15 protein-coding genes and 4 pseudogenes are annotated in these 24,606 nt (G+C 64.5%); 8 read left to right on the forward strand and 11 right to left on the reverse strand.

The features are described 5' to 3' along the window. A pseudogene (locus tag ACFTZB_RS22015) lies at positions 1 to 120 on the reverse strand (transposase); the annotation flags it as partial. Between the two features lie 18 nt (positions 121 to 138). Next, positions 139 to 357: a transposase gene (locus ACFTZB_RS22020; protein WP_378434048.1), complete on the reverse strand. Its 219-nt coding sequence runs from the start codon at positions 355 to 357 to the stop codon at positions 139 to 141. Between the two features lie 75 nt (positions 358 to 432). Here ACFTZB_RS22020 and ACFTZB_RS22025 point away from each other — a divergent pair. Beyond that, positions 433 to 616 (forward strand): annotated as a pseudogene (locus tag ACFTZB_RS22025) (hypothetical protein); the annotation flags it as partial. A 48-nt stretch (positions 617 to 664) separates the two neighbouring features. Here the strand turns inward: ACFTZB_RS22025 and ACFTZB_RS22030 are convergent. Then, entirely contained in the window at positions 665 to 1,228 is a 564-nt protein-coding gene (locus ACFTZB_RS22030; RefSeq protein ID WP_378434049.1) for a TetR/AcrR family transcriptional regulator, read from the reverse strand. A gap of 126 nt (positions 1,229 to 1,354) precedes the next feature. On the opposite strand from ACFTZB_RS22030, the pseudogene ACFTZB_RS22035 reads away from it, so the two are divergent. Continuing rightward, positions 1,355 to 1,644 (forward strand): annotated as a pseudogene (locus tag ACFTZB_RS22035) (IS1380 family transposase); the annotation flags it as partial. A gap of 153 nt (positions 1,645 to 1,797) precedes the next feature. Here the strand turns inward: ACFTZB_RS22035 and ACFTZB_RS22040 are convergent. From ACFTZB_RS22040 to ACFTZB_RS22055, 4 genes are all read right to left on the reverse strand, one after another. Then, positions 1,798 to 3,111 carry a flavin monoamine oxidase family protein gene (locus ACFTZB_RS22040; protein ID WP_378434050.1) on the reverse strand — a complete coding sequence of 438 codons (1,314 nt, stop codon included), beginning with the start codon at positions 3,109 to 3,111 and terminating at the stop codon, positions 1,798 to 1,800. 237 nt (positions 3,112 to 3,348) lie between these two features. Continuing rightward, positions 3,349 to 4,728, reverse strand: a complete 1,380-nt coding sequence (locus ACFTZB_RS22045) for an NAD(P)/FAD-dependent oxidoreductase (protein ID WP_378434051.1) — start codon at positions 4,726 to 4,728, stop codon at positions 3,349 to 3,351. Positions 4,729 to 4,756: 28 nt separating this feature from the next. Beyond that, positions 4,757 to 6,100: an aldehyde dehydrogenase family protein gene (locus ACFTZB_RS22050; RefSeq protein WP_378434052.1), complete on the reverse strand. Its 1,344-nt coding sequence runs from the start codon at positions 6,098 to 6,100 to the stop codon at positions 4,757 to 4,759. Between the two features lie 201 nt (positions 6,101 to 6,301). Next, positions 6,302 to 7,786 carry an APC family permease gene (locus ACFTZB_RS22055; protein ID WP_378434053.1) on the reverse strand — a complete coding sequence of 495 codons (1,485 nt, stop codon included), beginning with the start codon at positions 7,784 to 7,786 and terminating at the stop codon, positions 6,302 to 6,304. 631 nt (positions 7,787 to 8,417) lie between these two features. Here ACFTZB_RS22055 and ACFTZB_RS22060 point away from each other — a divergent pair. From ACFTZB_RS22060 to ACFTZB_RS22075, 4 genes are all read left to right on the forward strand, one after another. Beyond that, positions 8,418 to 10,277, forward strand: coding sequence for a flavin-containing monooxygenase (locus tag ACFTZB_RS22060; RefSeq protein ID WP_378434054.1), 1,860 nt, complete (start codon positions 8,418 to 8,420; stop codon positions 10,275 to 10,277). A gap of 35 nt (positions 10,278 to 10,312) precedes the next feature. Then, positions 10,313 to 10,747, forward strand: a complete 435-nt coding sequence (locus ACFTZB_RS22065) for an ester cyclase (protein WP_378434055.1) — start codon at positions 10,313 to 10,315, stop codon at positions 10,745 to 10,747. Positions 10,748 to 11,814: 1,067 nt separating this feature from the next. Continuing rightward, positions 11,815 to 13,281 (forward strand): aldehyde dehydrogenase family protein, encoded by a 1,467-nt coding sequence (locus ACFTZB_RS22070; RefSeq protein ID WP_378434056.1) that lies wholly within the window; start codon positions 11,815 to 11,817, stop codon positions 13,279 to 13,281. Positions 13,282 to 13,582: 301 nt separating this feature from the next. Continuing rightward, a complete protein-coding gene (locus ACFTZB_RS22075; RefSeq protein WP_378434061.1) occupies positions 13,583 to 15,169 on the forward strand; it encodes a PucR family transcriptional regulator in 1,587 nt (528 codons plus the stop codon). A 325-nt stretch (positions 15,170 to 15,494) separates the two neighbouring features. Here the strand turns inward: ACFTZB_RS22075 and ACFTZB_RS22080 are convergent, their stop codons facing one another. After that, positions 15,495 to 16,496 carry an acryloyl-CoA reductase gene (locus ACFTZB_RS22080; RefSeq protein WP_378434062.1) on the reverse strand — a complete coding sequence of 334 codons (1,002 nt, stop codon included), beginning with the start codon at positions 16,494 to 16,496 and terminating at the stop codon, positions 15,495 to 15,497. Positions 16,497 to 16,585: 89 nt separating this feature from the next. Between ACFTZB_RS22080 and ACFTZB_RS22085 the strand changes: the two genes are divergently transcribed. Further along, positions 16,586 to 18,691, forward strand: a complete 2,106-nt coding sequence (locus ACFTZB_RS22085; RefSeq protein WP_378434057.1) for an acetate--CoA ligase family protein — start codon at positions 16,586 to 16,588, stop codon at positions 18,689 to 18,691. A gap of 41 nt (positions 18,692 to 18,732) precedes the next feature. Then, positions 18,733 to 19,182 (forward strand): hotdog domain-containing protein, encoded by a 450-nt coding sequence (locus ACFTZB_RS22090; RefSeq protein ID WP_378434058.1) that lies wholly within the window; start codon positions 18,733 to 18,735, stop codon positions 19,180 to 19,182. A 416-nt stretch (positions 19,183 to 19,598) separates the two neighbouring features. On the opposite strand, the gene ACFTZB_RS22095 is transcribed toward ACFTZB_RS22090, so the two are convergent. The 3 genes and pseudogenes from ACFTZB_RS22095 to ACFTZB_RS22105 form a co-directional block, all read right to left on the reverse strand. Further along, positions 19,599 to 23,060, reverse strand: a complete 3,462-nt coding sequence (locus ACFTZB_RS22095; RefSeq protein ID WP_378434059.1) for a protein kinase — start codon at positions 23,058 to 23,060, stop codon at positions 19,599 to 19,601. A gap of 364 nt (positions 23,061 to 23,424) precedes the next feature. Further along, the gene (locus ACFTZB_RS22100; RefSeq protein ID WP_378434060.1) at positions 23,425 to 24,180 is read right to left on the reverse strand and encodes a TSUP family transporter; all 756 of its coding nucleotides are present in this window, start codon (positions 24,178 to 24,180) and stop codon (positions 23,425 to 23,427) included. Positions 24,181 to 24,367: 187 nt separating this feature from the next. Continuing rightward, a pseudogene (locus tag ACFTZB_RS22105) lies at positions 24,368 to 24,606 on the reverse strand (sulfoacetaldehyde acetyltransferase); the annotation flags it as partial.

The raw sequence follows: 24,606 nt of genomic DNA on the forward strand, positions 1-24,606 counted from the left end.
GCCGACCGCGCCGGGGAAGACGTTGCGCAGGTGCGCGCGCAGCTGGTTGGCGAGCGCGACGCGGTGGGCGACGAGGTCCTTGCGGGCCCGGCAGAGGTGGCGCAGCGCGACGGTGGCCGGGTGGTCGGGGGTCGGGGGTCAACGGCGCCCGTCGGGTGCGGTCGGTGCGCGCAGGGTGTCGGCGAGGACGGTGAGCAGTTCGTGCAGCCCGGCGGCGCTGTGTTCGACGGTGCAGCGGTGGGTCTCACGGCCGCGGGCATCGACGATCGAGACGGCGTGGTCGTCGCGGGCCCAGTCGATGCCGCAGGTCCGGGCGTTGGGTGGTTCCTCGGGCAGGGTGTTTCTGACTGACTTCATGTCAGCCTCCTCGCTGCTAGACCCAGTGGGGAGGCACCCTCGTGCGGCGCCGGGACGCGGCAGCCGGTTCGCCCACTGTTCGGCGCTCGGTGGCGCTCAGCCCTGTCGACGGTCGGCGCGGCCCGGGCGACCGCCGGGCCCTGCAGAACTCATGCCGGACATCGATCGTGTCAAGCGAGCAGGGCAGCGACCCCGGCGGCACCTCGGGTGCATCGGCAGTCCATCTGAAACCACCGACACAAGGGTGGTCCACCAGTGAGCGATCGAGCTAAGTCGCCGACACCCGACACCGACTCGTCGCCTGACGTCAGTCTCGCACCAGCCACTTCGTGAGCCTATCCTCGATCTCAGATCGGCTGGGAGAAAGGTCGTGCATCAGGATGTTGAACAATAGTCCGTTCGTCGCCACGTTGCACTCGTCGGCCAGTTCCGGTCCGACGTGTGGGCGCAACGCATCGGGCAGTATCGAGTCCCAGTCATGATTGACTAGTTTCAGATCATCGAATCGCACTGCCATCACGCTGAACTCGAACCAGAGCAGAAGTCGATCCCGTGCCATCCCGGGCGCTACCTGCGAATGAATCCACTCAGCCAATTTGCGGATGACATTGTCGCGATTGAGCGTTCGACTCCAGTCATCGACGGCCACACGACACTCGATCACAGCCTCGCGCATACCGGCGGCAAGCAGATCGTGGCGATCAGTGTAGTGGTAGGTGGTTGATCCTAGAGGAACGCTGGCCCGCTCTGCCACTGCACGATGGCTCAGTTCACCCAAGCCGCGCTCGGTGGCTACACTGAGCGCGGCTTGGGCTAGCCGAGCTGGCCGCTCCCGGTCGGTTGGTCCGCGACGACCACGGGCTTGCTTCATATCGTTGATAGTAATCGATGGCAGGCACGATGTTGTTCCCTCCGCAGGGTCGAAGCGAGCGTTCTTGCAGAACGTGCACCATCCACGGGGTGCCGGTCGGGTGGGCGTTGACCGGTGCGAATGCCGGACGGACCTCTGGCCCACATGCCCTCAGGCTCCTTCGCCGCCAACTCCGCCCGGGTGCTGTGCGCGACGATCGCCCGCCACCCTGCTACGCGCCACCGGAGTCCTGGCCGGCACCGACTGCGCCGTGGCCCGCGGCGCCACTCTGCGCCGCGAGATCGTGGCCGTATCCGCCCCCTGACACACCCCAAGGCCGACCACGTCTGCACCTACCCACCCACTGGCCCTGGGCGAAGCCATGGATGTTCTTGTGTCACTACAGAATCGGATACGGGCCACCCTCCGCTACCTGAACCCGTCCACGGCCACATCAGGCCCGAACAGAACCCTCACGTGTAGAAGCCGGGCAGACCAGCGACTCACTCGCGCCCACACCTGAAATTTGCGATCACATACCTCAAATCCGCGATCACACGCACGCGGGAAGCTGGTCGGTGGATTCGGGCTTAGACGTCGTCTTGTCGGAGTTGGATGGCGACCTGGCTGACCGCCTGTTTTGCACTGTTGAGCGCCCCTTCTATCCAGGTTCGCCAGACGGAGTCGTCGATATCCGTGCCCGCGAACACGATTCGACCTTCGTGCTGGTTCATTGCCGTGAGGAAGGGAAGGGCCGCACCACCTGGGTCGATCCGCCAAGTGCCATCGAACAGCGGGTCGTCGTTCCAATTGTGTGCCTCGACGGCCAGGACCTCTGCCTGGGGGAAGTAAGCTCGCACGGCCTTCTCGACCTGGCCGTTGTCCGTAAGGTCCATGTGCTGGACGCCTTCGGCGCCGAAGCCGATGAGGACGTAGGTGCCGTCTGTGACCTTCGTACTCATGAAGAGCGCCTGGAAAGCGTCCGAGCCGATGGCGAGAGGGCCGCTGGGGAGGTTGCGGGCCAGGATGATGCACTTGTAGGCGCGGCTGAGGTGGTTGTCGGCCAGGGCGCTGTTCTTCTCCGGGCTGAGCCCTGGAGCGAACTCGATGTGTCGGAGAACGTTGGTCGGGACCGCCACAATGCAAGTGCGCGCGTCGATGGTGACGCCGCCTTCGGTGCGAACCGTGACGCCGTCCGAGGTCTGCTCAATCCGGGTCACCTTGTTCCCGAATCGCACCTCCAACCGGTCGCGCACGACCATGTCCCGAAGGAGAGCTTCGGGACCGCGGACGAAGCGTTCGGTCAGAGCCCCGAAGAAGCCGAACGCGCTATGCCCGAACGCGGCCGCCTGGCCGATAAATCCGACCATGGACCCCTTGCCGGGCGCAGCGCCGGTGTACATGGACAGCATCGACTGAATAAACTCCAGAGTTTCCCCCGGGAGGTTCAGGGGGGCGAAGAAGTCGTCAATCGAGACGTCGAGGTCGCTGAGCGCCTGGGAGGTCATTGGCCGCGACGGGATGATCCGGCGAGAAGCATTGGTCACATGAGTCATGGCGCGCTCGAGGTCGCCGAGCTGTTCCTGCGGCACCGGCAACAGACGGTTCCGTCCACCGATGCGGAACACGGGAGTTTCAACCGGCAGGTCCTCCTTGAGCGCAGCGCCATACCGGGCGACCTCAGCGCGCATCAGTGGCTGAATTTCTCGGTTGATCCAGGCGCCGCCCAGGTCTGCGTGCACCACCTTGTCCAGACCCGGGAACGGCTTGCCGATCGTGCGCCCGCCGACGTGGTCGCTCGCCTCCAGGACAACGACGGAACGTCGCTGATCGTTGAGGTCACGCGCAGCCGCAAGGCCGCTCCAACCAGCTCCAATGACAATCGTGTCGAATATTTCGGTCATCAGGAGTTCCTCGTTTCTGTTCGTCGTATGCCCCGGCTGGGCTTCCGCACTATCGTTCTTGCAGTGGGTTCTGCGATGACTCGGAAGACCGAATCTGGTCTTCTGACGGAGGTCTTCGGCTTCCCTATATTCCCGAATCCCGGGAATATAGGGAACGCTAGGCGAAGATCGCCATCGCGGTTTGCCTGTGAGTGACACCCGACACGGCAAGGGGTGACACAAATTGACGCTGAGGCGTTATCGTCCAGCGACTCGGTCCGCGACTTGTGCGACCCACGAGGTGCGGGGTGAGCCGGACTTGTCTTCGAGTCGGTCGGCAAGCCGGTACGCCCGGTACAGTGCGGTGGCGCCTATCCATCGCAGGGGTTCCGGTTCCCAGCGTCGGGGCATGGACCGGACCCATGGGAGTGCGGTCAGCTCGGTGTTCCTGTGCAGGATGAGGTCCGCGGTTGCTTGTCCTGCGACGTAGGCGGCGGTGAGGCCTTGGCCTGCGTATCCCCCGACGTGGGTGACGCCAGTGGACAGATCCTGATCGATGAACGGCGACCAGTCCCGGCTGACGCCCAGAACTCCGCACCAGGCGTGAGCGGCCTTGGCCGACAGACCAGGGAACAGGCCGTTGAGTACGTCTTCTAGCGCATGGACGTCGCGAAGTTCGTCCACGCGGCCGCGGTCGTCGACCTGGGAAGCGAAGCGGTACGGCTTTCCCCGGCCGCCGATGGCGATGCGGCCGTCTACAGTTCGCTGCGCATAGAAGTAGGTGTGGGCCGTACCGCTTACGCACTCGGCCCCGCGCCACCCGATGTGCGCCCATTGATCGTCATCGAGTGGATCGGTGACGATCATCGAACTGTTGAGCGGGAGCAGACGTCGCCGCTGACCGGGTTCCCAGAATGAGTACGCCTCCGTTGCTACAACGATCTGGTGCTGTGCGCGAACCGTGTGGTTGCCGACGCGGACATGTCCTCGGCGGATTTCGCCCACCCGGGAATGCTCGAAGATGGTGACTCCACTGTCGGTCACCAGCTTGGCTAGGGCGTTGATCATCAACACGGGATCGACGCGGTAGCAGTCCGGGGAGTAGAGGGCGCCGAGCGCGCCGGAGATTGCGACGCGGTCGGTGACCTCAGCGGCTGACATGAGGCGAAGGTCCTCTGGACTGACGCCCCAGGAGCGGCTTTTCTTCAGGTAATCCTCGATGCGGCCCATCTGGCTGGCTGTCGTAGCGACCTGCATCCAGCCCCCGCCGGCTGCCCCGATCTGGTCGGCGCCCAGGATCTCCACTATCTCGTGGATTGATCGCTCCAGCACCTGGTCCGCGGCCAGCACACCAGACCGTCCGGTCGGCAACTTCGCTAGCACATGCCGCAGGCCGACCGGTTTTCCAGACAGCCAGCCGCCGTTTCGCCCGGATGCGCCGAAGCCGACTTCTTCCGCCTCGAGGACGGCCACCTCCAGGTCCGGCTCCCTGCTTTTCAGCGCCCACGCAGTCCACAAGCCAGTCAGCCCGCCGCCGACTATCGCGACGTCGACCTCGAGGTTGCTGTCAAGCTCCGGCGACACCGTTGGCATGACACCCGGTCTCGATTGCCAGAACGAAATCTGCCCGTTTTTCATTTGGCTCGGTGCTACTTTCCGCTAGTTCTCAACGCGTCCGGATGAGCTTCTTGTTAACGAACTCGTCCATCCCGAAGCGGCCGAGTTCACGTCCGAAACCGGACTGCTTGATGCCACCGAAGGGCAGCTCCGCACCGTCCGCGCCGACGAGGTTGACGAAAACCATGCCGGCCTCGATCTGGTCCGCGACGCGGTCCACCTGTGCCGGGTCTGAACCGAAGATGTAGGAGCCCAGACCAAACGGGGATCCGTTCGCGAGTTCGATGGCTGAAGCCTCGTCCGGCACCGAGAAGACAAGTGCAACTGGACCGAAGAATTCTTCCTGGCTGCTTGCCGCCGCAGGGTTGAGATCGGTGAGCACAGTGCAAGGGAAGTGGGCGCCATTGCGTGGCCCGGTGCGCGCGACTGTGGCGCCGTCTGAAACCGCCCGGTCGACTTGGGCACCTAGGTAGTCGGCCGCACCAAGCGAGGAGAGCGGCGCGACGCCGGCACCGTCAGCTTCGATCCTGCCGATGAGACCGGCGAGGAATTCGTCGTAGACGTCCTCGAGCACGATGAACCGCTTCGCGGCGTTGCAGGCTTGACCCGCGTTGCTGAACCGTGCCGAGTACGCGGCGTCGACGGTCGCCAACAGGTTCGTCGAGTCGAGCACTAGGAAGGGGTCGGACCCGCCGAGTTCGAGGACGACCTTCGTGAGGTTGCGGCCGGCCACCTCGGCGACTGCAGCTCCGGCGGCCTCGGATCCTGTCAGGGAGACGCCCTGCACGTGGGGGTGCGCGATGACGCCGGCCAGCTGGTCACTGGTGGCGAACAGGTTCGTATAGGCGCCCTCGGGGAACCCGACGTCGACGAAGATCTGCTGGAGCGCCTCGGCGGTCCACGGGCATTGCGCGGCGTGTTTGAGCAAGACGGTGTTGCCGACAGCGAGGTTCGGGCCGACGAAGCGGGCGACCTGGTAGTACGGGTAGTTCCACGGCATGATGCCCAGGACGACGCCGACTGACGAGCGCCGGATGAGCGCGTTTCCGGAGCCGGCGAGCAGTTCGATGGGCTCGTCCGCGAGGAACTTCTCCGCGTTGTCGGCGTAGTACTCGTAGATCGCGGCGGAGAAGTCGATCTCACCGAGAGCTTCTTCGACGGTCTTACCCATCTCGCGCTGGACCCAGGTGGCGAGCTCCTCGCGACGCTCGCGGTGGAGCCGAGCCACATTCCGCAGCAGCTCCGCTCGTTGCGCCACGGTGGTCGAGCGCGACCACTGGCTGTGTGCCTGGTCGGCGACCTCGACCGCCTTGGCGATTTGTTGGTCGCTGGCAGTGTCGTACTTACGAATGGTCTCGCCGGTTGCCGGGTCGACGACCGCGTACTTGCTCATGCTGCTCCTCGTCGTTTGGAGTGCCGAGTCGCGGGGCGAAGCTTCGGCTGATCTCTGTCAACTTCGAAACTATCTGTCGTTTCGGCGGGGCGGTTGTCGCGTGACGCCATGTATGTTCACGCTCGTTGCCAATTAGAAAGCGGTGACCGTTCGCAGTGTCGGCGCAGGTCATCGCCCCGACACGGCGAACGGTCATCTGAGCTACCCCTCTTGTCGACCGATGCGTTCGTACGTTTCCGGACGGGACTTACGAAGGACCACAGCAGTCACGATGCCGGCGGCGAGCATGCCCCAGATGACGATGAACATGATCACCGCGGCCGTGCCCGTGGCACCTGTCAAGAGGTCGAAGTGCTTCGATCCGATCCACAGCGCCCAAACCATGACCACGGCGGCAATTGTGCTGCCGATCGCTTGGGCCGTGCCGGTGCTGCCGTCGTCCACGGTTCCGTAAGTGCGGACCACGTAGGCGACTATTGCGATCGCGACAAGCAGAAGCAGGATGATGGCGGTGTAGGCGTAGGTGCCGGCCAGCTTGGCGTATAGGTAGCTCGGGTTCGAGTTGGAGAGGATTAGCACCAGGATGCCGGTGGCGCTCAGCAGGCTGATCCCGACGGATGCTCGGGCGGGCGAGCGGTGCTTGTGGTGGACCTCGCTGAGCACCCGGGGCAGGACGCCGTCCGCGCTCAGGTTGAACAGGTAGCGAGCTGAGATGTTGTGCGCCGCCACAATGAGCGCGAATGACCCAGTGACAGTCAGCAGCGTCACGATGTCGAAGGCCACATGGCCCGCGTACTTCTCCACGCTCGAGGTTGCTGCTCCAGTCGGGTCAGCACCCACTGCGGCCAAAATGGCGTTCCCGCCGTAGGAGTTGATGAACATCCAACTGGTGAAGGCGTACAGGAAACCCACACAGGCGATGACGAGGTACGTGGCGCGACGGACAGTCTTGACGGGGTCTCGAACCTCGTTGCGGAAGACGACGGTCGCCTCAAATCCGCCGTAGCACCCGACGCCGAAGAGCACGGCAATACCGATCGAACCGGACCAGACGTTGCTGGGGTCGAATGAGTTCAGTTTGAACGCGGCCAGGCCCTGGTGAGCGATGACTGCAATGTCATACCAAGCAATCAGGCCGACTTCGAGTGCGAGGAAACACGTGAGGACCTTCGCCGAAACGTCGATGTTGAAGTACCCGATCACGCTCGCGAACCCCAAGATGACGATGGTGAAGACCCACCAATGGATGTTTGGCCCATTGAATACGTCGTGCACGAGCGAGTTCATCGCTATGCCACCGAGGGCGTACCCGCCGAGCATGGCGGCGTAGTAACACGTCAGTGCAGCAAAGCCGGCTCCTAGACCCATCTCTTTGCCCAGACCTGCAGCGACGAACGAGTAAAAGCCACCAGGGCTGTCGATTCGCCGGGCAAGGAGCAGAATCCCCGAGACCAGCAGGCAGACGACGACGCCGCACGCAAGAAGTGCAGCGGGAGTCCCAACGCCATTGCCGAGCAGGATGACGGCGGGCAGGTAGCCGACGAAGACCACGATCGGGGCGTTATAGGCGATAACAGTGAACGCCAGCTGGAGGACGCCCATATGGCCGACCAGTTTCTGGTTGGCGTTGTCCTGTTGAGGGTTTTGCCGCTTTGTCGCAGCCCCCTCAAGTTCCACCGAGTTCATGTGTGCTGCTCCTTCAGGTTCGACGGGATACTCGAACGCTAGAACTCGGGCAAGCCGAGGACTTGTCTGTCAGCGACAGGGTTCAACACCCTCAGTGCCAGGTAGTGCCCTCTGTCACACTCGCGAGTCACGTCGTCGCTTATGAACATGACACCTAGAGGTGCCGGCCGCAAGGAGACGCGATCGTCCCTACAGCAGGGTCGAGGTGGTGGCACCCTCGACCGCCACACCATCGGTTACGTCCAGATCGGACCGCCAAGATCCGCACGTCATCAATGACTGGAACCCCACCACGCTGCGCGTCGTTGGTTCGGACCCGACGATGCGCCGCCCGCATGCTTACCAGCCAGCGCAAGCCGTCAAGACGCTTCAACCATGAGCACTGGTAGTAATCCGGGACGTGTCCAGTGTCGCTAGCGAGGCAGCGATCGTGGCGAGATTCGCGCAGTCAAGTGTCGTCGGGCGTCAAGCTAATGATCTGCGACACGCCTAAGTTCGAGTCCCAGACAGATGCCTGACTAGCCTAACGCGGCAGGTTCATCGAGATCCTCGAGCCGCCGGAGTGCTTCCAGGCAAGGAAATTACAACGCGGCGCCGGCCCCTGTCTGCCCTAGCCGTCGAGAGGTGAAAAATGACCGCCCCATCAAATCTCCCGCGTGTGGAGGAATCTGCAGCAGATCAGGCGCAGGCCTGGCTCCATGCACTCGAGAACGCGCTCGAGAGCAAATCCGCCGAAGCCCTTGGAAGGCTGTTCCTACCGGACGCGGGCTGGCGAGACCTGCTTGCATTTACGTGGAACCTGCGACAGGCACACGACCGTTCGTCGGTCGTAGAGCTCCTCCTCGGTACAAGCGAGGACATCGCAGCTCGCAACTTCAAGATCAGCGCGTCCTGGCCCGCGCCCGCCACCTCCGAGGCGATCGACGGTGCACCCGCCGTCACCGAGGTCTTCTTCGAGTTCGAAGTCGAGGCCGGAGCCGGCGACGGCATCGTCTACCTCGCTGAGAACCCCAGCGAGGGCAACACACTCCAGGCGCGCACCCTGCTGACGCGCCTGACGTCCCTCGACGATGCTCCGTCCCAGTGGCCGCCGACCGGACGCTGGGAGAACAAGCACCCGCACAGCCGCTGGCGTGAGCTCGAAGCTGATCGGCACGCCTTTGCCGATCGCGACCCCGAGGTCCTGATCGTCGGCGGCGGTCAGTTCGGCGTGATGACCGGTGCTCACCTGGCCCGTCTCGGCGTCGACGCCCTGATCATCGACAAGCTGCCGCGCGTGGGCGACGGTTGGCGGACCCGCTACGAGCAGCTGTACCTTCACCAACCGAACAACATCCTGCACTTCAGCATGATGCCGTTCCCGGAGTCGATGGAGGAATACATCCCGAAGGACAAGTTCGCGAATTGGTTCGAAACCTACGTCTCCACGTTCGATCTGAACTTCTGGGCGGGCACCGAGTTCCTCGGTGGTTCCTACGACGATGCCGCGCACGAGTGGACCGTTGATCTTCGACGCGAAGACGGAACCACCCGGACCATGCGCCCCAAGCACGTACTGATGGCGACCGGTGGCGCCGACATCCCGAACGTGCCCGACCTTCCCGGTCTGAACGACTTCACGGGCGAGATCCTCCATTCCGGCCAGTACCAGGACGGATCGGCCTTTGCCGGAAAGAAGGTGTTCATAGTTGGGACCGGAACCTCGGCCCACGACTTTGCGCACGACATCGTGCACAACGGCGGAAACGCGACGATGCTGCAACGCAGCCCCATCATCGTCGTCGACCTGCCGACCGCCAACGTGTTGTACGGCGACTACAACGACCGCAGCGTCCCGACCGGCCTGGTCGACATCCGTTTCCTTTCCGGAATGGTGTTCCACCAGCTGCGATCGGGGTTCCAGGAATACCAGCAGTTCGCCAACGATCAGGACAAGGAACTGCACGAGGGCCTGGCCGCGGCCGGCATGCGCGTCTGGTCCGGTGAGGACGAGACCGGGTTCTACTACAGCTACCTGAGCCGGCAGAAGCGCGGTTACTACCTGAACGTCGGTGCATCCAACGCAATCGTCGCGGGCGACATTTCGGTGATGAACATCGACGACTTCGAGAAGTTCGATGCCGACGGTATCGTCCGCGCCGACGGCACTCGCGAATCCTACGACGTGATCATCCTCGCGACGGCCTTCAAGGAGATCAGTGCCGGGATCGAGAAATACTTCGGCGCCGACCTCGCGAACAAGATCGGACCTGTCTGGGGCATCGGAACCGACGGCGAGTTGCGGAACATCCTGAAGCCCACGGCACAGGAAGGCTTCTGGATCCTCGAGGGAAGCATTCCGATGGCACGCTGGCACTCCCCGCTGATGGCGCTGCTGATCAAGGCCGAACTCCTCGGGTTGGTGCCCGACAAGTTCAAGGCAGAGGACCACCCGAGCCGAACCCCCGCCGAGCCGGTGCCCGCGCTGGCGCCCTATTGGTCCGGACGCTGAACGATCCAGGAGAGATGGAAGAGGCGATGACAACGATGAACAGACCAAGCGGACCCCTGCTCCGTGAGATCGAGTTGATCAACAGCGCTGACGTCACCACCGAAACCGGACTCGACGACCTAGTCGGTCAGATTGTCGAACTGTTCGCAGAGGACGTCCAGATGGTCGACCTGTCGACCAGCAAAACCGTCAAAGGCCACGAAGAAATGCGCGCCTACTGCCGGGAATACTTCGGGCCGTTGTCCAACATGGTTATCGACGTCGACAAGATCTTTGACGCCGAGAACGCAACGACGATGGTGCTCACCATCTCTGGTGACCACACGGGCGAGCTTCTCGGAGTGGCACCAACCGGACGACGGGTGAGCTACCCCGCGATCTGCGTCATGGAGCTCAACGAGGACAACTCCAAGATGCGCCACGAGACCCTGGGATATGACACCGGATTCATCCTGTCGCAGATCACGTAGTACTGGCATGCCAGGCGCCCAGTCGGGCAATCAGATCACGCTAGGTGAACCGTGCAGCTACTCAGGTTGTCTGAGCTTGTCTTTCACGTCCGCCACTGGCGCGGAAGGTGAGGCTTGATTGCGTAGATGATCGTGCTGGGAGCGGGACTGTGATGTGGCCCCTTGGAGTCGCCTTGCGGTATGAGGCTTCAAACCACCCCGAGCTGCATTAGCTGAAGATGGTCGTGGTGAGCGCCGGGAGGGAGGCAGCTGTTGGAGTGCCTCAGGTAAGGCTCGGGAAGGCGACTGCGAATGAACCGCTGGCGGGCGACCGTGTATTGGCCAGGCGGTGTCGCGGCATTGGGGGCATTCTCGTATCGGCAAGGCACTCAACGGACAAGCTGCCTTTCGGTGACGCCAGTCGCGCCCAGACGACCATGGAAAGGAGGATCATGAACACCGTAGTCCCCAACGGCACGGGTACGGTCCAGCGTCGGTGCTGCGAGATTCGACACACCACACTGCACGCCTCACGTTTGCCCTATGTGTCGATGACGATGGGGACGCTGTCTCTTGCCACGTTTTGGTCTCTCGGAGTCGCAATCGCCCTAGGGCTGGGTGCGGCCCTGTGCGGAGCGGCAGCCATGTCATGGTCGGCCATCAGGGACGACGAGGCCGCATCGTTGCGGATCCTATTGGGTGTTGTCACGGGGGTGGCAGGCATCACCGTCTCCGCACTCGCCGCTCTCATTTCTCTGTCGGCGCAGGTATAGCACCGACTGGCTCGAGCCGCCATTGTCGATGATCAGCTCGCTGTTCGCCGACAGCGGCCCAGCAGTCCACCACAACAACAGCCCGGCGACCCGAAACTCCGGCAGTCGAACGTGCCTGAACCGACAATTCACCACCCGTCGACCGGCCGGAACCAGCGTGCCGTCCGCCTCGAGTACGGCGCAAAGCGGACGGCACGCGCCAATGACACGTCCGTTGTGGCCAACTACCGACCTCCGCCCAGAACGGCGGGCGTGGTGAGCGAGCACCGCGCTCCGATTCCGCATACCGCTCCTATGTACAGAGGTGAATTCGACATGACCACACCCGCGCAACTGCGCCATCTCGTCGACGGACAATGGCACGACGGTGCCGGCGACACCCTCGCCAGCACCAGCCCGGCCGAGCCGAACGTCGTCGTCGCCCAGGGACGACTGGCCGACACTACGGCGCTCGACGGCGCCGTCGCGGCAGCGCAACGGGTCACGCGGGAGTGGGCGCGCACCCCCGCGCACGAGCGGGGCACGATCCTCACCCGGGCCGCAGCCATCGTGGAGAACGCAGCCCAGGCCTGGGGCACCGACCTCGCCCGCGAAGAAGGCAAAACCACACCCGAAGGCATCGGCGAAGTCCTGCGCGCAGCCCAGATCCTGCGCTACTACGGCAACGACGCCGACCGCGACGCCGGCGAGGTCTTCTCCTCGCCGCGACGCGGTGAACGCATCCTGGTCACCCGCAAACCCATCGGCGTGGTCGGTGTCATCACCCCCTTCAACTTCCCGATCGCCATCCCGACCTGGAAGATCGCCCCGGCCCTGACCTACGGCAACACCGTGGTCTGGAAACCGGCCAGCACCGTGCCCTTGCTGGCGATGCGCCTGGCCCAAGCCCTCACCGACGCGGGCCTGCCCGACGGTGTGCTGAACCTGATCATCGGTGACCGGACCGTCGGCAACGGTCTCGTCGAACATCCCGGCATCGACGCGATCACGTTCACCGGCTCCACCGAGGTCGGCCGCAGGATCGCCGCGGCCGGCGCCGCCCGCGGTGTGCCGGTGCAGGCGGAGATGGGCGGCAAGAACGCCGCCGTCGTCCTCGGCGATGCCGACCTCGAGCTGGCGGCCGAGCAGGTGATGTTCGGTGCGTTCCGCTCGACCGGGCAGAAGTGCACCGCGACCTCCCGGCTGATCGTCACCGACGACATCGCCGAGGACTTCCTCGCCGAACTCGGCAAACGCGCCGACGCGCTGAACGTCGGAAACCCCGTTCAGGACGGCACCGAGATGGGACCGGTGGTCGACGCGGCCGCCCGCACCTCGATCCGGGTCGGCATCGAGCGCGCCGTCGAGCAGGGGGCGCGACGCGTCGCCGGCGGCCACGACTACTCCGAGGGCAACTTGGCGACAGGGTATTTCGTCCCGCCGACGATCCTCGAACTGCCCTCGCAGGCCCCCGATGTCTGGCGTGAGGAACTGTTCGGCCCCGTCCTGGCGGTCCGGCGAGCACGCACCGTCGAGGACGCCTTCGGCCTGGCGAACGACAGCGAATTCGGGCTCTCCGCCGCCATCTTCACTCAGGACCTCACCCGCACACTGGACGCCATCGACGACATCGATGTCGGCATCCTGCACATCAACTCCGAATCCGCCGGCGCGGACCCGCACGTCCCATTCGGCGGCGCGAAGAAGAGCGGATACGGACCGAAGGAACAGGGCCGCTCGGCCCGGGAGTTCTTCACCCACACCACCACGGTGTACCTGCGCGGCGGGCAGGCGACGATATGAGCCCATTCGCTGACGGAGGAGAGGAACACAGCCTGACTACTCTTGGGCTGAGGGGCTGTTGCGGTATCGCGGGGCGGTGGGGTGACTGGGTGGGTGTGTGGTGGTGGGGATCCGGTGGCCGGGGTCTCGGCCGCGGCGGTTTCGAGGTCGCGGGTTTGCCGGTGGCGATCAACCGGTCCGGGCCCGGGGAGGTGAGATTGTCGCGGGAGCAGTAGCCGGCGTCGAAGAGCATCACCCCGGGTCGATGCTAAGGCCCACGGTCGAAGCAGCCCAGATTGTCCGAGGAGCGAACGTGGTCGGCATGACTGTCAGGGAAGCACTGGCCGTCCCGGTGTTGCGAAGCGCCGGGCCGGTCGTGCTCGCGGGCGGAGCAGGTCTCGATCGTGGGGTGCACTGGGTGCACACCACCGAACTGGCGGACATCGGTCCATTGCTCCGTGGTGGCGACCTCGTGCTCACGACGGGCATCGCCCTACCTGAGCGCCCGGAGGACCTCACCGCCTTCGCGGAGAGTCTTTATCGCAGTGAAGTCGCCGGGCTCGCAATCGAGTTGGGACGACGGTGGAAGGTGGTGCCGGGAGCGCTGGTTACCCAGTGCGAGCAACTGTCTCTGCCTCTGATCGCGCTGTCGCGTGAGGTTCGGTTTGCCGCTGTGGCGCAGGACGTCGGCGAGCAGATCGTCAACCGGCAGCTCGAGGAATTGCGTGAGGCCCAACGTGTCCATGAGGTATTCACCGAACTGAGCATCGCCGAGGCGGACCCGGTCGAGATTCTGGAGTCAGTTCAGCGCCTCGCGGGAGCTGCGGTCGCCCTCGAGGACGGGCAGCACGGCATCATGGACTATCGACCGGGTCCGAGCGACGCATTGACGTTCCTGGCGGATTGGCGGGCTCGCTCGCGCGCAATCGTGCTCGACGGGCGCACCACGTGGGACGAAGCGAACGGCTGGTTGGTGACACGTGTCGGCAAGCCTGATCGTGGTTGGGGGCGGCTGATCATCGAGTCCACACAAGCGCCCAGCCAGCGTCTGGTGGCAACGGCGGAGCGGGCGGCATCAGCGTTGGCCATCTATCGGCTGCACGATCGCCAGCGCGATAGCCTGGTCCGGCGTAACCACCACGAATTGATCGTCCAACTCCTCAGCGACCCCAGTGCATCCGATGTGCGCCAGCGGTGTGCGCTTGCCGGAGTGCCGCTGGCCGCCCGGCAATTGGTCGGCCTGGCGCTGCGTCTTCCCCGTACGTCGGATGAGCCCTCACGCCGGGCCGAGAAGATGGACTCCGTCGTTGCCGCACTGGTGCATTCCGCGCACGAGATGCAGGTGCCCGCCCTTGTCTGCGAGATCGATGACATGGTGCGGGCCCTGCTTTCTTTCGAATCCTCGGCTGATACCGAGCAGGTGACCGCAGACCTCGCCGAGCGGGTGCACCGACGAATCCGTGTTGTGATCGCCGCGGGCCGCGCGGTTGAGCGGGTCGGTGAGATCGACCGGACGCTCCGTGAGGCTCTGCATGTCGTGGAGTCGCTTCGGCTGGAAACTCCTGAACGGCTTGTCTATCGGCTCGAGGACGTGCATCTTCGCGGGCTTTTGAGCATGTTGTCCGATGACGACCGGCTGCGATTGTTCGCCGACCGGGAGTTGGGCCCGCTCAAAGAGCACGACGCTGCCCGCCGAACCGATCTGCTGAACACCCTGCGTGTCCTCGTCCGCAACCCAGGCAGCAAGTCCGATGCAGCGGCGGAACTGCACATGTCCCGATCGGCCTTCTATGACCGGCTCTCCCGCATCGCGCAGGTGCTGGACGTCGATCTCGACCATCCGGACATCCTTGTTTCTCTGCATGTAGCAGTCCTCGCCGACGAGGTGCTCCAAGCCGATGAGGGCTAGAACCCAGACCGACCATGGCATGGGACGTGGCGGGAGCGCCGGGGCGGATTCCCAGGAGGATTTCGCGATCCGTACGGATTTGCGGGTGAACGTCCGGTACCGGTGACTGCGCCCGGTCACCTATCAGGTCAGGCACCTGAAGCGTACGGTCTGTCGGGGGCGACTGCCTTGAACTCCGTCGTGGTCCGCAGTCCCAGATCCCGCCCGCGAGACCAACGGCACGAAAGAGTGGCGGCCCGTTTCAGCTGCGTGCTCCCGCGACAATCTCACCTCCCCGGGCCCGGACTGTCTCGACCGTGGGCCTTAGCATCGACAGGTCGACTACTCAGCGAAGTCGGACCAGAGTGCGCCCGCGGTTGCCGCCGCTGAGAATACGCTCAAGTGCCTCGGGGACACCGGACAGTTCGACCACATCGGTGGCCAGGTCATCGAGCAGAGGGGGCCGCAGATCATCTGCCAACCGTGCCCAGACCTCCCGGCGGCGCTCGATCGGACACTGGACCGAATCGATGCCTAGAAGCGAAACAGAACGCAGGATGAATGGGAAGACCGTGGTGGGCACGGGCACGCCACCGGTGTTACCCGACGCTGCCACGGCCGCCCCGTAACTCAGGGACGCGAGGACCGCCGCGAGCGTCTCGCCGCCGACGCAATCGACCGCTCCTGCCCAGGTCTCCCGGCGAAGCGGCCGGGACGCGTCACCGATGGATGCGCGATCCACGACGTCGGCCGCGCCGAGCGAGTGCAGCCACTCGGCAGCGTCCTCCTTGCCTGTCACAGCCGTAACCTTGTAGCCCCGGGCGGCAAGAATGGACACCGCGACGCTGCCGACCCCTCCGGTGGCGCCGGTGACGAGAACGGGTCCAGCGTCCGGGGTCAACCCGTGCTCCTCAAGGGCAATGACACTCAAGGCGGCGGTAAAGCCCGCCGTTCCCAGAGTCATCGCCTGACGGCCAGTCAACCCAGCGGGCAGGGGGACGACCCACCCCGCAGGCACCCGGGCGTACTCGGAGTAGCCGCCGTGGTGCGCGACGCCGGTGTCGTAACCGTGCACTAGCACGGACTCTCCCACCGCCAGGTCGGAACTGCCGGGCTCGACGATGGTGCCGGCCAGGTCGATTCCCGGCACGATCGGATCGATACGTGCGACCTTGCCGTCCTTACGGGAGGCGAGGCCGTCTTTGAAGTTCACGCTCGACCAGGAGACGGCGATCACCACGTCGCCCTCACCGAGGTCTGCGGTGGGCAAGGAACGGATCTCGAGACGGCTCTCGGATCCAGAAGCATCGGCGACGAGCGCCCGGACAGAAGAAGGAAGGTCAGACATGGGCCAAACGTACGTTGCCAGACTCCGACCACCCCATGGCAGACTGTACGGCACTTGCCGAGAGTCCAGACAGATTGTTTCCCCTGTCTGTGGGGTCACACCCTCACGCTTTATGCATGTCGCTTCCCGTGCATTATCGACCCCGCTCACTTGCTGTCGTGGGTGCGTCGCCGTCGAAGTTCATCGGCAGTATTGCCTTCGAAAACTGCCGCAGACTCGGCTATGAAGGCCGGCTCGTCGCCGTGACACCCAAGCACCGAGACGTAGTGGGTGTTCCCGCGGTACCCAGCCTCGCCGATCTCGACCAGCCAGTCGATCTGGCGTTGGTTCAGGTTCGCACCGGCCGTGTACTCAGCGTGATCGAGGAAGGCCTCGCCGTCGGTGTGTCCACCTTTGTCGTCCCCGGTGCGGGCACCACCGACTCGGGTGCACTCGCGAAAGACCTTGTGCGCGACTTACAGCGGTTACGGTCCGAGCGCAATATTTCCGTGGTCGGGCCCAACTGCATGGGTGTGCTCGACCTGGTGACCGGCGCAGCCCCCTACATCGGCACGGTCGGTCCGCACCTGCGCCGTGGGACGGTGGGCCTGGTCGCGCACAGCGGCGCCATCGTCGAAGCATTCGTCAATGCCGGCCCACGCGTCCCCCTGTCGACCGCCATCTCCTCAGGCAGCGAGGCCGTGCTCACACTGGCCGACCACCTGAGGTTCTTCGTCGACGACCCCGAAACAACCTCGGTCCTGGCTTTCGTCGAAGCAATCGGAGACGGCCCCGACACGCTGGCCGCGTGCCGGGAACTGGCCGAGGCGGGCAAAACGCTGGCTGTGTGCCTCGTCGGACACTCCGAGACCGCGCAGGAGGGTGTGCAGGCGCATTCCGGTCGTCTGGCGGGATCGGCACGCACGGCCGCGGCCGCGCTCACCCAGGCGGGCGCAGTGCTCGCATCTGACCTCGACGAGCTCCTCAGCCTCGGCGAAATCCTCGGCACCAGGCAGCGAGTGACGGGACGAAAGATCTTCATGGTCACCAACTCCGGCGGCGAGGGCAATATGCTTGCCGACATCGCCGAGGACGTGGGGCTCGAGATCCCGAGGCTGAGCGAGGAAGCGCGCACACGACTCACCGAGCGCTGGCCGCTGTTTACCCCACGCAACCCGATCGACCCATGGGGCACCGACAGCCCTGACGTCATCTATCCCGAAGTCTTGCAGAGCGCCGCAGCGGAGTCCGGGGACATCCTGATCGTCGGAATGGACCAGCAGCAGAGTGCAGGAACCTACGAGAAGGAGCTCGGCCTCTTCCTCGCCCAGTCGTTACACGACGCCGTCGAAGGCACGACGACCGTTCCGGTCATGCTGAGCCCCGCCAGCCAGGATCCGCCGGAAGAACTCGCGGCATTCTGCGCACAGGCCGAAATTCCGCTGCTCCGTGGCGCCCGCTCAGGTCTGAGCGCCCTGGCTGCACTCGGCCGTCAGCACGAGAGCGCCCTGGGCGCAGCATGTCCCGGTTCGCCGGATCCTACCGACCGACCGGACGGTCAATCGCCGGCTGTGACACTGCCCCGCACCGAAGACGAGGTGCTGTCCACCCTGGCCGGCCTCGGCCTGAGCGTGCCGCGCACCCGGCGCGTGAGCTCTACGGCAGCTGCCGTAGAGGCCTTCAGCGAGCTGGGTGGACCCGTCGTCGTCAAGGGAGTCGCCGAAGGACTGCTACACAAGACGGAAGCGGGACTCGTCGCAGTGGGACTGCCCACCGAAGACGAAGTCCGCCGCGAGGCGGACCGCATGCTCGCATGGGCCGACACAGAGCAGGTGCCACTCGAACTGCTCGTCGCCGAAATGGTCCACGGAGGCCTCGAAGTCTTGGTCGGGTACCACCGTGACGGCGCATTCGGACCTACCTGCGTGCTCGGCCTAGGCGGAGTGTGGACGGAATTCCTCGACATCGTCGACATCCACGTCGGGAAACTCGACGAGACGACAGCCGGCCGCTTTCTCGACCGCAGCCGCGTAGGCCGCATGATCGCCGCCGCGCGCGGCGGCGCCCTCGACCGGGACGGTGTGATCCGCGCCCTGTGCGCGGTTAGCACGCTCGGCGCCTCGTCTCCCGAGATCACCGCCATCGATGTCAATCCCCTCATCGTCAACAAGACTCGTGCCATAGCCGTCGATGCAGCGCTGACCCTCGAATCCTGATCACACCCCTACCAACCACACCCCCACGAAAGGACTCAGCAATGACCAACCAAAACGACCCCATCGTGAGCACGCTGCGTGTGCGCATCGGCCAGGAGGAGGCCCACTACGGGGGGAACCTCGTCGAGGGTGCACGCGTCCTGAAGCTGTTCGGCGACATCGTCACCGAAGTCGCCATCATCACCGACGGCGACGAAGGACTGTTCGTCGGCTACGACAAGGTCGAGTTTCTGGCACCGGTCTACGCCGGGGACTTCCTCGAGGTCACCGGAACCGTCACCCGGATCGGCAACACTAGCCGCACCGTCCGGCTGGAGGCGCGCAAGGTCATCGCTGCGCGCTACGACGAGAGTCCCTCGGGTGCCGATGTACTCGACGAACCGGTCGTCGTCGTCCGTGCCGTCGGAACCACCGTCATCCCGACCGCACACAGCCGGGGACCTCATGGTAGGAACGCCGCAACTCGCACGAACGAAACCGTGAACGCCTGAAGCGCGTGAAAACACCGCGATAAGAAACCGACAGCGGCCCCAACACCGATCCGCACGGACGGCAGCTCCGGTTCTCGCAGCACCGCCGAACTAGAAGAGCGAGGGGCAGGCATTGTCGCAGCGGTAGGTAGGGCCTTTCAGCGCCCTACCTACCGCCGGTCATTACACGCAGCTGTGACCAGCGTGCTGTCGGCAACATGACCAGGCATCGCAGCAGGCAAGACCTCTCACGCCGAGGCGGACATCCTCATCACTGACGGGACGGCCAGGTTCCAGGCGAATAGTCCGACGAGCAGATGTCGGTCCGAGATGAACAGGTGGGTCCTGGCATGCACTCGTGCCCGGACTCGGAGCGACGAGCACCGTCGGGCGTGGCCGACGACAGTCCGAAACCCGTCTCTTCGCACGCCCACACGTCAACCCAGCACCGGAGCGGACATGGTTTCGTCGATGAAACTCGTGGAGAACAAGGAAGGTCTCTCGCCGGAAAGCACGGAGAAGGCCTCGATCACGTGCGGACCTCCATCGGGCAGAAACCGGACAAGTCTGTGCTGGGAGCATGCGATGGCAAGTGGTGTCAGCGCTGTCGTGGCGTCCGTCTTGCGCCCCATCGCCCACAGGCACGACACCAGCAGTCGGGTGGCACAGAGCAATGCCAGTTCGCGCCCAGTTCCAGTGAGCGCACGAACCCAATCACCGGCCCAGTCGTAGGCAAGTTCGATGCTCGCGTGCTCTCCCTTGCGGAGGAGCAAGATTATGGCGGCCTCGTCCTCGAGTTGAGAGGTGGCCTGCTCGGTACCTCCGTCCCGCGCTGATTCGCCTCGGCGAGAAACCGGGACAAATCCTGGTCGGGGTGACAAGCCAAGTCGGATCCGTTCGGTGTCGACGGCGGCTCGTAGCCGCACAAGCGAGAGTGAATCGGCAGTACGGACACCGGCGTCGAGTTCAATCGCTGCACCCTCGAGGTCACCGTGGAGTGCCAGTATCCGCGCATTCAGGCAGTAGTGCCGGAGCATGAAGTCTGAAGAACCGCCTAATTCCATCGCGCTGGCGGTCTCTCTCAACAATGCCGCGGCATCGGAGATCCTGTTTTCCAGATAGCGAATCTCGGCAAGGAGAGTGCGAGCCAGGCGGGCATGGTGGGATTGGGCGTTGCCGGCCTGCTGTACGAGTTCGAGTGCGTGATTGTATTGCTTTACAGCAGAGGCTATTTCGAGTTGTTCCGCCTTTGCGAGTCCGGCATAACAGTATCCGTACGCAACGGCGTAGGGCCCCACGGCTTGACTGTGATAACGAGCCGCCCAAGTCTGTCTGTGGTAGGCGTCATCGAACCGGAATTCGTAAACGTCGACGATGGTGTCCATGAGAGCTGCCATCGAGACGACAAACGGGTGCTGATCCTGCGCGTGTTCCAGACATTCAACGACGAGATCCTTGACGCCGACCGTATGCTCGAGTGCACTCTCGATACCAGCCTGCAGGACACTAGCCTCGACGAGCATCTGATCTCGGCGCTCAGCTGGCAAGTCGATGTCTTTCAGGAGTGTGACGGCGCGGACGCGCGACTCCCGCGCCACATCGAGCCGCTGTAGTTCTGCGTTCGCCCACCCGATCACCAGTTGCAGGCGGGGGCTTACAGCAACCAGATCGGTCGGAAGTTTGGCGATCAGGGCGAGGAGCGAGGACATTTGGGAACGACTCAGGAGATAGAGACTCTCCTCCTCGATGAGCGCAACTGCCGAAGACTTGTCTCCGGCGGCGAGAATGTGATCGAGGGCTTCGCCAAGCAGGTGCTGATTCCGAAACCAGTCGGATGCCGAACGGTGCAGTTGCGCCATTCGATTCGAATCATCTCGCTCGAGTCGCTGCCGGAGGACGCGCAGGAAGAGATGGTGGTACCGGTACCACCGCCGGTCGTCGCCCGCCCGGCCGAGAAACAGATCCCGCACCACGACTTGATCCAGCTTGGCTTGGCCGTCAGGGACTCCCGCAAGCATCGACGCAAGGTCTCCGCACACGCGTGCAGGAACTGATGTAGCAAGAAGGAAATCGAGCAATTCCGGTTCGAGGGCGTCGAGGACGTTCTCGGCGAGGTATTCGCCTAGCGTGTCGGTTCCGCCACGTAGCTGCTCGAGTAGATCCGCCTTGGAGGTTCCAGCGTGTGTTGCGCCTGCCCCCTGGGGTTGGTCTCGCAGTGTCAGCGCCGCTAGTTGTAATGCTGCGACCCATCCGTCGGTCGATGCCAGGAGATGCTCGATATCGGAGTCCGATAGCGGTGCCTGGATTCGGTCCGCGAAGAATGCTCGCGATTCGTCGAAGTCAAAACTGAGCGATGCCGCGTCGATCTCCTGCAGTTCGTCTTGCACACGCATTCGGCTCAGCGGCAGGCCGGTCCGGCTTCGACTGGCAACGACGAACCGGAGGTGATGGCAACCGTTGTCCAGCAGAAACTCCAACGCAGAGATTGTTCGGGATGCAGTCACTCGATGCCAATCATCGATCACGACGACCAAGGGCTCGCCGCTCTCGTGGAGCCGGTTGATCAGCGAACTCAGGAGGAAGCGCTCGACTGCTTGTCCGTTCTCCTCGAGGATCTGTCCGAGATCGCTGACGACCTCGGAACGCACTCGCCCAATGGCCTCGACGAGATGCGACAGAAACCACATCTCGTTGTTGTCATCGTCATCGACTGTCAACCATGCCACTGCGATTCCATTGGTCAAGAGTTCGTCGCGCCAATGCGCGACGAGGCTGCTCTTGCCAAAGCCGGCAGGGCCGTGGACCAGAACAAGCCGGCCGTCTCGCCCTCCACGGAGCAAGTCGAGGAGGCGGTGGCGACGCACGAGATGTCGGGCCGTTGTGGGCGGGCGGAATTTGGTTATGGGTGCGGGGGGTGTTCGCTGGGCATGCACAGCGGTTGGGCGTTGCTGTTGGGGTGCGGGCATTCGATGTGCGTCCACGTCCCCATCCAGTTTCTCGTGCCTTTGCGTCGGAATCTGCATGGCGTCGACGACGAGTCCGTGGCAGTCTTCGATCGCGCGTAGTTGGTTGCCGAATGCGGCAGCGTCGGCCGGCCGGTCTTCGACGTGCCGCATCATCGCGTGCTCAATGGCCTCACAGACGTCGTCCGGGATACCGCCATCACGAAGATCAGGGATCGGTGCTGACGAGATTCTCAGGAACTGGGCCACGAGGTGCTCGCCGCTGTGCCGCTCAAATGCGGCGTGGCCGGTGAGTGCACAGAACAGTGTCGACCCTAGGCTGTAGACATCCGAGACGACGGTTGGTGGTCGGCCTTCCAGTACTTCGGGCGCGGTGAATGCCGGCGAACCGGTGATCGTCCCCGCCGTTGTTTCGAACCCACCCGCGATCCGCGCGATACCGAAGTCGGTGAGCTGCGGCTCGTCGTAGTCGGTCAGCAGGATGTTCGCCGGTTTGACGTCACGGTGCAGGGTGCCGCCGCGGTGGGCAGTCTCGAGTGCACCGGCGATCTTGACTCCAAGTCTCAGCACCTGCTCCCATCCCATCGGACCGGACCGGCGGATCCGCGCATCCAGCGAGCCGTGCGAGTGATACGGCATCACCAGGAACGGGCGGCCGGTCCGGGTAACTCCCACTTGATGGAGGTCGACGATGTTCGGGTGCCCAGACATCCGGCCCATCGCCCGCTGCTCGCGCACGAACCGGGCCAGGTTCTCGGGGCCGAGATCGGAGGTGAGGACCTTGACAGCGACGGTGCGGTCGAGATCCTCCTGGAGGCAGCGGTAGACGACCCCGAACCCCCCGCGTCCGATCTCCACGGCGTCGTCGAACCCGGCTGCGGCCAATTCGACCACGATGTCCGGCTCGCGCTGCGTGGCCGACGGGTCGTCCGACATAAACCTGCACCACCTCGACACCCTTACCCAGGATATCCGCAACGGCGCAGCATATTCGCAGGAACGTCCCGTAGAACGTCCTTGAAGGTTCCTATTCGGTTCGGCAAGCCGCGCACTGACGAGGGCGACTGATCCCGCATGCTGCTGGAGCGCCTCGTTGGCTGCGGCGACATCGTTGAACGGGACAGTGATGATGCCGTCCCTCGGAGGGAGCGAACACGACGCGGCTCGCCCGGGACGCGTGCGTACAACAACGCGGCGAACTCGCCGCGGACGGGCGCCGGGAGCAACCCGGCACCGCGCCCCGGTCCGACCCCTACATCATCGGGAACGATAGCCAATTCCACCGCAATGTGTGCCACCTCTACCGCAACGCCACCTGCACGAGGACGGCGGCGCCGAGGAAGCCGAGCAACCACAGGACGCGCTGGCGGACCTGGTGGGCGGTGGTGCGGTCGAACATCCACTTCCCCGCGGCGGCGCCGAACATGCAGAGCGGTGCGAACAGGGCGATCTGCGCGAGGACGGGCAGCGTGAGGAGGCCGCCTGCGGCCGAGCCTGCCGCGCCGAAGGCGTCGATGACGAGGAAGAACACGACGAGCGAGGCGCGTCCGGCGGCCACGTGGGTGGACGCGGAAAAGTACATGAGGACGGCGGGCGGGCCGCCGAGGGCGAAGCCGCCGTTGAGGAGTCCGGACGCCATTCCCGTCGCGGCGGTGACCCCGGGGCCCGGCAGCGACTGCCGGTCGGGGACGGCGGCCATGGCGACGGCGGATCCGATGATGGCGACACCGAGCAGTACGCGCACCAGGTCACCGGACAGTTGCGTGAGCGCCCACATGCCGAGCGGCATTCCGATCAGGGTGCCGGCAAACAACCAGCGCAACGACTTCCAGTGCACCTGTCGCCACACCTGCGGCAGCATCGCGGCGCTGGCGACGACCTCGAGGACGAACACGGTGGGTATCACGGACGTCGGCGGGAGCAGGACGACGAGTCCGGCGACCCACACCATGGCGCCCCCGAAACCCCCGAAGCCGCGGACGACGCCACCGGCCACCACGATGCCGAGCGCGAAGAGGAGCGCGGGCAGCGACAGATCCCACACCGTTGCCGCCATACCCTGTTGCTCCGCTTCCGTTCGTCGTGGTCTCCGTCAGAAGTGTGGGGGTCGCGGCGGCGAAGCGACAGGTCCAGACGGCGTCGAATCGTCGGTACCAGGACCGCACGGGACGTGGCCCCCGGCGTGATCGCCGGAGGCCACGTGCTGGCAGCGGGTGGATTTACCCGTAGTCGCCGTAGTGGAACTACACGTAGTCCTTGTACTTGTCGAGCAGGCGAACCGGCTTCGACAGCGCGTCGCGGCGGAAGGGGTCGCCGAGTTCGCGGGTGCACATGATCTCGATGACCGTGGTCTTGCCCTCGTTCATCTGTGCGGCGACCGCGCGCTGCAGCGCGGGACCGACCTCTTCGAGTTTGTCGACGACGATGCCCTCGGCTCCCATCGCCTGCGCGATTCCGGCGAAGGATTCGCTCTCGAGTTCAC

The sequence above is a fragment of the Rhodococcus sp. NPDC057014 genome (genome assembly GCF_042673295.1).
In the GTDB taxonomy this organism is placed as follows: Bacteria; Actinomycetota; Actinomycetes; order Mycobacteriales; family Mycobacteriaceae; genus Rhodococcus_F.